Source organism: Jannaschia seosinensis (assembly GCF_001408515.1).
GTDB lineage: Bacteria > Pseudomonadota > Alphaproteobacteria > Rhodobacterales > Rhodobacteraceae > Jannaschia > Jannaschia seosinensis.
Genome location: NZ_CYPR01000215.1, coordinates 1 through 5,284 on the forward strand (window position 1 = coordinate 1; position 5,284 = coordinate 5,284).

Annotated in this window: 3 protein-coding genes and 2 pseudogenes; 3 read left to right on the forward strand and 2 right to left on the reverse strand. The window is 56.6% G+C overall.

Features of this window, described 5'->3' with window-relative positions; all coding sequences use genetic code 11:
* The first annotated feature begins 136 nt into the window (after window positions 1–136).
* Window positions 137–1,094, forward strand: a protein-coding gene (locus JSE7799_RS20100) for an IS630 family transposase (protein ID WP_222101706.1) whose coding sequence is annotated in 2 segments (ribosomal slippage) — window positions 137–478 and window positions 480–1,094 — 957 coding nt in all. Because the reading frame shifts where the segments join, the coding sequence is not laid out codon by codon here.
* 15 nt (window positions 1,095–1,109) lie between these two features.
* Here the strand turns inward: JSE7799_RS20100 and JSE7799_RS22350 are convergent.
* Window positions 1,110–1,364 (reverse strand): annotated as a pseudogene (locus JSE7799_RS22350) (transposase); the annotation flags it as partial.
* A 203-nt stretch (window positions 1,365–1,567) separates the two neighbouring features.
* Entirely contained in the window at window positions 1,568–2,848 is a 1,281-nt protein-coding gene (locus JSE7799_RS16275; RefSeq protein WP_222101795.1) for a glutamate-5-semialdehyde dehydrogenase, read from the reverse strand.
* A 714-nt stretch (window positions 2,849–3,562) separates the two neighbouring features.
* Here JSE7799_RS16275 and proB point away from each other — a divergent pair.
* Both proB and JSE7799_RS16285 read left to right on the forward strand, forming a co-directional pair.
* The gene (proB, locus tag JSE7799_RS16280) at window positions 3,563–4,723 is read left to right on the forward strand and encodes a glutamate 5-kinase (protein ID WP_055664548.1); all 1,161 of its coding nucleotides are present in this window, start codon (window positions 3,563–3,565) and stop codon (window positions 4,721–4,723) included.
* Window positions 4,724–4,843: 120 nt separating this feature from the next.
* Window positions 4,844–5,284: pseudogene (locus JSE7799_RS16285) on the forward strand (IS3 family transposase); the annotation flags it as partial.

The following is a 5,284-nucleotide window of genomic DNA, read 5'->3' on the forward strand; positions in this document are numbered from 1 at the left end:
GGTGCGGTTGGTCTTGAAGATGTCTCGGCTGGAGAGGGTGCTNNCANCCTAGAGCGTGTTGCGACTTTCCCGATTCAGGATTCCCTGTTGGCTTGATCTGTGATTCCCTGCCTGCAGACAGGTGGGAGGGATGAGAATGGGCAGACCACATCCTACGGCACTCCGAGAGCGCGTTGTGGCGTTTGTGGAGGAAGGGAACTCGCACCGCGCAACCGCCGCGCGGTTCCGAGTTTCGGTGAAGTTCGTCAACGACATGGTGATCCTGAAGCGCGAGACGGGCGGGTTGGCCCCGCGCGCCCAAGGCAATGGTGGGGGTCATGGCAAACTGGTTGGCGTGCAGGACTGGATTACCGCGCGGATGGACGCGAAGCCCGATCTGACACTGAACGACCTGGTCGGGGAACTGGCAGATCACCACGGGATCGCCATTCACCGCGTCTCGGTCTGGAGGTTTCTGCGCAGTCTTGGGCTGACACACAAAAAAAGACCTGCAAGCCGTCGAGAAAAAGCGGCCTGAGATCCGGCAGGCGCGCCATATCTGGATCACACGGCGCCAACCGTTCATGCGCAACGCATTGACGCGCATCGGTTTCATCGACGAGACGTCACTGAAGACGAACATGGCCAAGACCACCGGATGGTCCCCGAAAGGCGCACGCCTTGTCGACCATGCACCCTTCGGCCACTGGAACACCCAGACCTTCATCGCAGCCCTGCGCCACGACCGGCTGGATGCGCCCTGGGTGATTGACGGCGCCATGAACCGCGAGCTGTTCGAGCTCTACGTCGAGACCCAACTGGCCCCGACACTGCGACCAGGCGACGTGATCATTCTCGACAACCTGTCATCGCACAAGAGCCCCAAAGCAGCGGCGACCATGAAAGCCGTCGGTGCATGGTTCTTGTTCTTGCCTCCCTACAGCCCGGATCTGAACCCCATCGAGATGGCGTTCGCGAAGCTCAAGGCCCTGATCCGGAGAGCCGCCGCCCGCACCTATGAAGCTCTATGGCAAGCCGTCGGGAAGGTCTGCGATCTCTTCACCGAGGCGGAATGCTACAACTTCTTCAAGGCCGCTGGATATGAAACCGATTAGACGCAACACGCTCTAGATCCAGATCCGGAGGGCGAGTTTGGTGCCGTGCATCGGAGTGAGCGTCGTGACAGTGAACTGAAGACTGCAGTTTTGACACTGATAAGGGCCCGGCCAACAAGTCCGGCCGCGAAGAGCGGAGGAGGCAACCGGCCCGCAATGCGGACAATGCCGACCAGTGGACCGGAGGATTCCCTCCAAGAACCGCCGTGCGTGCACCTCGCTCGGCATGCGCCTCCAAATGTTCGGGATCGACTCGAGTTCGGCAATCATCAGGCTTCTCCACTCGTTCCGAAAGTCGGACAATTTTGGCCCTATTCCCGCCGGACGCAGTAGAAACTGAAAGATGGCGCAAAATAATTCGAAACCGCGAAAATGTTGCGTAATGTCAGTGAATTTCGTTATTGGCTGCTTTTTCTAGTGGATAAGCGGGTTGTAAAAGTATCCCGCTTAACGCACCAATAAGGTCCTTCAACTCAGGGCCTCTGCTGCCCATCACCGTAAACGAAGTATTTAAAGCTTGTCAACTGCTCCGCACCAACTGGACCTCGCGCATGCATCTTTCCAGTAGCAATTCCGATCTCCGCGCCCATGCCAAACTCTCCACCGTCCGCAAACTGCGTTGAAGTGTTGTGCATTACAATTGCCGAATCTATGGCAACCATAAAGCGTTTTGCCGCCTCTTGATCCTCAGCAATAATTGCATCGGTGTGACCGGACGAATGATCTTGGACGAACTTGATGCCTTCCTGAAAGCTATAGACCACTTTGATGGAAATGATGTTGTTCAAATATTCTGTATCCCAGTCGGACTCTGACGCCGAATTTATATCCGGAAGGATTTCACAAGCCGCGGCGTCGCCGCGTAGTTCGCAGTCGTGAAGGGCAGCCGCCAACCTCGGCAGTATTTCCTTTGCTATTTTCGCATCAACCACAACGCACTCGGTTGCACCACACACTCCGGTCCGTCGCATCTTTGCATTACGAACAATCCCAACCGCTTTTTCTAAATCGGCGCTTTCGTGAAGGTACGTGTGGTTGTTCCCGTCCAAATGTAAAAGCGTGGGGACTCGTGCTTCGCGTTGCACCAAGGAAACCAATCCGCGTCCGCCGCGCGGGATAACGAGATCGACAGTTTCAGTGCTGTGCAGCAGAAGCTTGACCGCTTCGCGTTCGCGCGTATCCACCAGTTGAACGGCGTCTTCCGGTAAACCCGCCGCTTTCAGTCCGTCTGTCAGACAACCAACGATGGCGCGCGACGAGTTCAAGCTTTCGGAACCGCCACGGAGAATGACAACATTGCCAGATTTGATGCATAACGCACCTGCGTCAGACCCGACATTCGGACGCGACTCATAGACCATCGCAATGACACCAATTGGCACGCTGATCCGCGCGATCTTCAACCCATTGGGTCGATCAAAGGTGGCGAGCGTACGGCCAACGGGATCGTCCTGCCCCGCGATCGCATCGACAGCGTCGGCCATATCAGAAACGCGCGCGTCCGTCAGAGTTAGCCGGTCGATGAAAGCTGCGTCTTTATCACTGCCCTTAATGCTATCAAGGTCCTTCCCATTGGCGGCAACTACTTCGTCTCTTCGCTCACGGAGGAGTTTTGCCGCTTCGATCAGCGCGAGGTTTCGCTGCTCGACCGAAGCCACTGCTAGCTCTCGCGCCGCCGCTCTTGCCCGCCGACCCAAGTCGGATACGACCGTTTCGACGTCCAATTCACCTTCGTTCATGCTCATCTTGTTCATCATTTTCTTCCTTTTGTAGGCGGGTGAACCGCCATATTGTGTTCCAGCGCTATCGTATCAATTTTTTGCAACTTGCGCAGAATCGGTGGGTGTTATCTCAAGCCCGCCGTTTTCCGTGCGTCGCTTAGGTTCGCCTTCTGAAGAATTTTATTTGCGAATCAATGCGTGGTGAGGATGCTCCAGCATCTAATTTGATCCTGCACAGCTTCGGAACCACAATTAGGCGGATCATCATTCCCAACGAACGTGGTATGTAGAGAGGCCCCCGTAACGTCGGGTGCTCCGGCTTTCGCGCTTTGCTGATGACCCGGCGCTTGCGGCGGCCCCGACGCCACGACCGATCTATCAGTCACCGCAGGATCGGCGTTGGGCAACTCGGCTCCCTCCTTGCGGACGCTCTGCCGCGGCACGGCGCCAGTCGTCTTTGCAAACCTTGTCAGGAAAACGTTCAAAGCTTCCTCCTTTAAACTCGACCACTTCCTAAATACCATTCTTGCTGCGGTGCAGCTTCTGGTCGACCGAGTACCTGCTTTTCGGTTACTGACGTCAGCTTCTAACCAGACCGGTGGCGAGGAGGAACCTGTTTGCACTCATAGGTACAGTACGTGGTATAGGCCCTCAAATCATATGATTGGCAACGTTACCGGGCTGCGTCGATGGACGCAAACAGCCTACTGTTTCTGCCAAAGGAACAGCCTCTTACAGGAGAAATACATGTCCAGAAAAAAGAAGATCGTCGTCAAGATCGGGTCGAGCCTGCTTGCGAATAGCGAGGAACTGACCCTGCGTTATGCGTTCATGAGCGGTCTGATAAGCGACCTCGCGCAGCTGCAAAAGGAAGGGCATGACATCATCCTTACCTCTTCCGGCTCGGTGGCGCTTGGCTTGAACATGATCGGCAAACGGCCGGAAGATGCGGGCATCTTGGACAAGCAAGCCGCCGCCGCATGCGGTCAACCATTGTTGATGAACGCCTACCGGCAGATTGCATCAGAGCACAACATGGACGTCGCCCAGATGCTGGTGACGGTCGAAGACATGGAAGAACGCCGTCGCTTCCTGAACATCAAGAACACCATGATGCGATTGTTCGAGAACGACATCATGCCGATCATCAACGAAAACGACTCCGTTGCAACGCGCGACCTACGCGTTGGCGACAATGACCGCTTATCCGCAAAAGTGGCCCAGATGGTTGAGGCTGACGTGCTCATCATTCTAACCAGTGTCGAGGGCCTTTACGACAAAGATCCTTCCGAGCCGGATGCGCAGTTTATCTCGGAGATCGAGGATGTCAGCGAGCACCTGGAATCCACCACCAGCATCAGCGCGCTTGGCAGTGGCGGCATGCTGACCAAAATGCAGGCCGCCAACATGGCACAGAATGCAGGCGTTGAAACGATTATTGCCGAGGGAATTATCGAACGGCCGATTTCATCAGTTCTGAAAAACGAGCGTCGCTACACGCGGTGCCTCGTCACAGGCGAGACAGCGTCGCCACTCAAGATTTGGCTGAGCAACCGCCTCCAGGTTGCGGGAACCCTTGTTGTATCGAATCAAGTGGCCGCAGCCGTTGTAGCAGGAGATTGCGGCATCCGTCGACAGGACGTTATTTCGATTCAAGGCGATTTTGTCAAAGGTGATGTATTGCACGTCTATGACGAGTCCGGCGCGGAAGTCGCACGTGGCTTGACCAACTTCTCATCCGACGAAACACTTCTGCTGGCACGCCACATTGATATGCCCGTCGAAGACGTCATTGGATACAAGACAAAAAGCAGCATCATTGGCGCCGAGAACATCTTGGTGCTGGAAGAAAACCACCTTCCAATCGACGCCCCCGAAGAAGGTCAAAAACTGGTTGTGCCAAGATAACTTTGCTGAAAATGCACCTGGAAAACCTCTGGCAACGCTCCCTGCCCCCTCTGTCAGGGAAGTTGTCGCCTGCTCTGATGCAGAAAGTGTATTCTGAGGCGGGCGGGACAGGACGACGAAATGGCTTACTCACCTGAACGGAAGGCTGCGGTGATCGGGAAGATGCTGCCGCCGAACAACATGCCCTTGGGCCGGCTGGCCAAGGAGGAAGGGATCAGCGTGGCGACGCTTGCCAAGTGGCGGGCGGAGGCGCGGGCGAAGGGGCAGTTCCTGCCCGAAGCGAACGCGGGTCCCGAGGGCTGGACCTCAGCGGACAAGCTCGCTGCGGTGATCGAGACGGCGTCACTGAATGCAGTGGAGCTTGGCGAATATTGTCGGCGCCGCGGCATCTACCCCGATCAGCTGACTGTCTGGCGGGAGGCCTGCGCGCGGGCCAACGACTGGGAACGAGCGGCGTCCCGCCAGATCGCGCGGGAAACACGGGACGCCAACAAGCGGGTGCAGCAGCTCGAGCGGGAACTGGCGCGCAAGGAAAAGGCCCTGGCCGAGGCGGCGGCGTTG